Below are 3,893 nucleotides of genomic sequence, written 5' to 3' on the forward strand. Positions count from 1 at the left end.
CTATGGTGTAGATAAAGAAGGTTTTTTTACAAGTGATTTTAATGAGGCTGCAGGATTGCCACAAGATTATAAGATTTATGCTAAAGGAGCTGAAAGTTTGGTTAGTTACATAACTAACCTTAATTTTAAATCTTTTACCAGCATAGACCTTGCCAAAAGCTTAGGTAATGCTTATAAAGTTTTCTCACAACTCATTGATAAATCAAATGGAAATTTTACTACTGAAGATTTAAGTAAAATCCCTTTAGGATTTTCTTATGATAAAAAAAGCTTTCAAGTAACAAATATCTATCAAACTCAAAAAGAGTTTGATAGTGCTTTAAGTGCAAACAATGATTTACAAATTTATCAAAATTCCAAACAATTAGCATTAAGCTTTCCAAGTTGGCATGAGAATGCTCCTAGTGATTACACTAAAAAGAATAACGATATATTTGCTCCAAGTTCCCACATAGATATAGGAGAGTCAGTCTATAAAAATGATAATGATTCTATAAGCAAAGGCGGTGTTTTAATGGCATTCTTTGCAGGCTTATCAGGTCAAAATCCTCTTATAGAGGGTGAAACAACCATAGCAGGAAAGCTTAATGGCTATGATAAAAATATGAGCCAAAGTCAAATAGAGGATTTGAATGAATTTGTAAAACAAAATTCCATTAATTATGGCATAACTGGGGATATAGGAACAGATTTTACAAATATTTTAAAACTTAAAAACAATATTAGCGATATAGATGAATTTAAAAAACAATGGCTAGAAATGAAAGCCAAAAGCGATGAAATGGGAGAGAAATATAAAGCTGAGATAGCAAAACAAAGTGAAATCACTTCATCGCAAGAAATTTCAAAAGAAGAAAATAAAGAACCTTTCAAACCCATACAAGGTGAAAGTAAAAACAAAGAAACTTATAAAGATGACAATATAAGAAGTGAATTTTTAAAAAAACTCTTAGAAGATAAATTTAGCACAAGTGAAGAGTTAAAAATTCTTTTTGGTATGAAAACAAGTGATGATGATACAAGTAATGATAATTTTAGAAAGATTATTTCTCAAATGGGCTTAAATAATATAAAGGGTATAGATATAAGAGCTTAAGAATATAAAGATTTAAATTTAAAAAGGAGAAGAAATGAAAAAAATACTAGGTTCTGTAATTTTGCTCGGTTGTCTATCTAATATTTTTGCAACAAATTGGCATTATGATACTGATGGTTGCACTAAAGTGTATAATTATGGTTTTGATTCTAGTGAATGTTTCGACAAAAAGAGAGAAATATTATAAAGAAGCTGGGCATAAGCTACTTTGTATGTATGGATATTGTCTATTCTAATGTTAAGTGTTTTAAATCCTAATTCAAATCATCGTTTCCATAAGTGTATGCCTAAGGAAGTTCATCAAATCTATGACACTCTAAAACTTATGGAACAACAAGAAGATACAAAAAAAGTAGAAGTTAAAGCTAAAAAAGAAGAATATAACAAAGCAGACAACAAAAAAGATAAACTTTTAGATATATTTGCTTAAGCTATTGTGAAAAGGTTTTTATAATTTTGTGCTTCTTTTGTGTTCATTCTTAAAAGATGATTTAAGTTTTTCTAGTTTAAATAAATTGAGTATAGATTTTATTGATAAGAATGCAGATATTTTCGAACCAAAAATTTAATATAGGCGAAAATATGTATAAAAATGCAGATGATACTATGTTTAAAGGTGGTGTTATACTAAATTTTAATAGTTTTTAAAAATTTGAAGATATATGTTACAATATAAAAAATTAGAATTAAGGAGGCATTATGCCTTTTGTTAATATTAGAATCACAAAAGAAAAAGGCGAACCTACACTCAAGCAAAAGCAAGAATTAATCGAAGGTGTTACAGATCTGCTCGCTAAGGTTTTAAATAAAAACAAAGCTTCTACTGTTGTAATTATTGATGAAATTGAAATGGATAATTATGGCTTAGGTGGAAAAACTATCACTGAAGTAAGAAAAGAGCAGGGAAAAAATTAGGTTTTCTTTGTGATTAGTTTGATGCCTGTTTTATCCTCTGCACTCCACCTTAAAGTGGTAGCTTTCTAGCTAAAATCAATTGTGCGAAGTGGTTATTTTTATAGGCAAAAGCACAAGAAAGCTGAATATTAAACAAAATCCACAAAAGATAAATATCCAAAAATAGCCATCTAAAAATTTTAATAAATAAGCAAAAAGAAAAGAAAAAATTGCTTGAAAAACTCCAAAAGCAAGGGTTAAAAACTTGAACTTGTAGGAAAATGCTCTTTAAAAACAATTTTTAATGCCAAGGTATTAGTGAGTGTTACATTACCAGTTGTTGTAAAATCCATAATAAAAATACTACAATTGAGCCAAAACAAATCATTAGCAAAAGCTGCAATAAAACAAGATAAGGCTTTGAAAAATAATACTACAATATGGGCGTTTTTTATTTCAATTTTATCAGCTAAAATCCCGCTACTTATACTTCCTAAGGCTGAACCTATACCAAAGAAAGCCCAAGATGAGCCAGCAAGCAAAGTTGAAAAATTTAATTCTCTCACAAGATAATCAACCCAAAAAAGCGTATGAGGTAAATATCCTATGGCATTAAGAATATATGAAATAATAAGAAGCCATAATCCATAAGGAATTTTAAATTTATTATCTTTATGTATTGTTTGTTTGAGATCTTTAAGCGTTCTAAGTGAAAAAAGACTTAAAACAAAAGCACAAAAAACTACACTACCTAAAACAATCCAAACTAAATCAATATTAATATTGGCTATAAATGGTAAAGTAAAACCACTAACAACAGCACCAAGCCCTATGCCACTAAATACAAAACCCCCTATACGCCCTCTGAAGCGTTCTTTGATATAAGGCAAAGAAAGTGGTGCAGCAAGTATCATTAAAGAAGCACTTGCAACACCGGCTAAAAATCTCCATAACCACGCCCACATAAAAGGTAAGGTTTCTATCATACAAGCAAAAAAAACTTAAAGAAATAATTAAAAAACTTAGTTTTGCAATATTTTCAAGACTCATAAATTTTCTTAGAAAATTGATGAAAAAACTACCAAAAATATATCCAACTAAAATTGCAATACCTAATTGAATGCTTTGATTTTCATTTAATCTACCTGATATTATCATAATAGGAATTAAAACAACATAGCCAAATCTTGCTAAGCCATTTGCCACAAAGGTTGAAAGGAAACAAACAACAACGCGTAGAGTCATACTTGTGCCTTTTTAATAAGATAATCTACAGCTTTATTGGAATCAAAAAGAAATGTAGAAGCAATATGAGGTAAAATAAATGTATAAAATTTAATTTCTTCTGTGGGTAATCCCAAAATAAATAGCTTATCAATAGTTTTATTGTCTTTATTGATAGAACAAAAATTTTCATCAATTTTTAAACATTTCAATTCTAAATTCTTTTAGAACTTCTGTATGCCTTGTATTTGATTTTTTAATTCTAACAAACAATAATTAAAAATTTTCTTAATCCTGCCTGAAAATAAATCCTATGTGCAAAAAGATGTAAATTATTTTTGTTTTTCGTTTTATTACAAAAATGTGTGCCATTTTTGTTTAATTTTCCCATTTCATGGTATTTGCAAAATACTTAATCTTAGCGTAATGGTATTAAAGCCATCTTGTTAATTTTATGATCAAAGTTCTAAAACATAGATATAGGAACAATAACCATAAAGTTTAATATATAGAAGTCTAAGAAAAGGGGAAAGAACTAGAATTTCAAACCAAAACTCTAATAAGAAATTGAATAATTTTATTTGTTTAATTTATAGTTTTATTGACATTTATAAAGACTAAAGTCTTTTCTATCAATCTTTAAAATCTAAACAAGGACTGATTGAGATTTACTACTTAA

At 28.1% G+C, this 3,893-nt stretch carries 4 protein-coding genes and 1 pseudogene; 4 read left to right on the forward strand and 1 reads right to left on the reverse strand.

The window, feature by feature from the left end:
* The 4 genes from DMB91_RS08585 to DMB91_RS08595 form a co-directional block, all read left to right on the forward strand.
* Positions 1-1,096 (forward strand): Cj0814 family flagellar-dependent secreted protein (locus DMB91_RS08585; protein WP_143116910.1); only part of this gene is annotated, 1,096 nt, incomplete at its 5' end.
* Between the two features lie 34 nt (positions 1,097-1,130).
* Positions 1,131-1,283 carry a hypothetical protein gene (locus tag DMB91_RS08950; RefSeq protein ID WP_156104158.1) on the forward strand — a complete coding sequence of 51 codons (153 nt, stop codon included), beginning with the start codon at positions 1,131-1,133 and terminating at the stop codon, positions 1,281-1,283.
* A gap of 48 nt (positions 1,284-1,331) precedes the next feature.
* Positions 1,332-1,526 (forward strand): hypothetical protein, encoded by a 195-nt coding sequence (locus DMB91_RS08590; protein WP_143116809.1) that lies wholly within the window; start codon positions 1,332-1,334, stop codon positions 1,524-1,526.
* 269 nt (positions 1,527-1,795) lie between these two features.
* Positions 1,796-2,011 (forward strand): 2-hydroxymuconate tautomerase family protein, encoded by a 216-nt coding sequence (locus DMB91_RS08595; protein ID WP_034904557.1) that lies wholly within the window; start codon positions 1,796-1,798, stop codon positions 2,009-2,011.
* A gap of 75 nt (positions 2,012-2,086) precedes the next feature.
* Here the strand turns inward: DMB91_RS08595 and DMB91_RS08600 are convergent.
* A pseudogene (locus DMB91_RS08600) lies at positions 2,087-3,235 on the reverse strand (YbfB/YjiJ family MFS transporter).
* Positions 3,236-3,893: the final 658 nt, after the last annotated feature.

Source organism: Campylobacter sp. MIT 97-5078 (genome assembly GCF_006864455.1).
In the GTDB taxonomy this organism is placed as follows: Bacteria; Campylobacterota; Campylobacteria; order Campylobacterales; family Campylobacteraceae; genus Campylobacter_D.

Coding starts and splice junctions, on each gene's coding strand:
- DMB91_RS08950 (WP_156104158.1), top strand. CDS start 1,131: ATGAAAAAAATACTAGGTTCTGTAATTTTGCTCGGTTGTCTATCTAAT.
- DMB91_RS08590 (WP_143116809.1), top strand. CDS start 1,332: ATGTTAAGTGTTTTAAATCCTAATTCAAATCATCGTTTCCATAAGTGT.
- DMB91_RS08595 (WP_034904557.1), top strand. CDS start 1,796: ATGCCTTTTGTTAATATTAGAATCACAAAAGAAAAAGGCGAACCTACA.